A 939-nucleotide genomic window follows, 5' to 3' on the forward strand; every position below is an offset into this window, starting at 1 on the left:
GTCTTCTGGCTCAATCAAGAGTTCTTCGATCAGGTCATGGACGCGCAGTCGATCCTGGCTCAGATGCAGCTCTGGCAACAGGGCATCATCGCCAAGAAGGACTTGCGCACGAACCTGCGTCAGGCGGGTGTGCTGGAGTCTGACCGCACGGACGACGACATTGACGACGATCGCGAGGGCGAGGCGCCGGTGCCGGGTAGCGAAGACGACCCGCTGAAACCGAACGAGCCGCCAGAGGTGAAGGATGAGTAGTGAGGGCTATCTGACGGATGCCACCACTCGGCACCAGGTGTACGTCCAGCGATACGCCGGCGGAAACCTAAAGCGGGTGGCGTCATTCATCAGCAAGGCCATCAATACGGCAAAGGCGCGCGTGACGGCAGGCCTCAGCGCCTACGGCACGCGTCGGTACACCTCGCAGATAGAAACGCTCCAAGGCGATTTGCGGGGCATTTACGACGACATGAAGGGCAGGGCGCAGCTCGACCTCGGCGAGTTCGCGGTCTATGAGGCTGAGTTCAACGGCAAGATGCTGGGCAAGGTCATCAAGGCTGTCGTCCAGTTCAATGTGCCCTCGGCGGAGATGGTGAGCGCGGCGGCACTGGCTGACCCGATGCTGCTGGAGGCCCGCAAGGGCGTTCAACGGATCAGCATCAGTGGTGCGCTCGACCAGTTCGGCACCAAAAAGGCAGCCGAGATCATCGGCGAGATTCAGATCGGTTCCAGCTTGGGCGAGACCAGCCAGCAGATCGGTCGGCGTCTTACCAGCATCCACCAGTTGCATCAGGATCAGGCTTCATCGCTCGTTCGCACCATGACCAACCATGTCGCCAGCACGGCGCGCATGGAAACGCTCAAGGCCAACGACGACATCCTGCAGGGCTGGCGCTGGATCTCCACGCTCGACAGCAAGACCAGCGCCATGTGTCAGGCGAGGGA

At 61.4% G+C, this 939-nt stretch carries 1 protein-coding gene and 1 pseudogene; both read left to right on the top strand.

The features are described 5' to 3' along the window. Positions 1-252: pseudogene (locus KFS80_RS26750) on the top strand (DUF4055 domain-containing protein); the annotation flags it as partial. Continuing rightward, positions 245-939, top strand: a 695-nt coding sequence (locus KFS80_RS26755) for a structural protein (protein ID WP_212546472.1), incomplete at its 3' end; no start/stop codon positions are given. The pseudogene KFS80_RS26750 and the gene KFS80_RS26755, both read left to right, overlap by 8 nt.

Origin of the sequence: Pseudomonas rustica (assembly GCF_018336155.1) — a bacterium.
GTDB lineage: Bacteria > Pseudomonadota > Gammaproteobacteria > Pseudomonadales > Pseudomonadaceae > Aquipseudomonas > Aquipseudomonas rustica.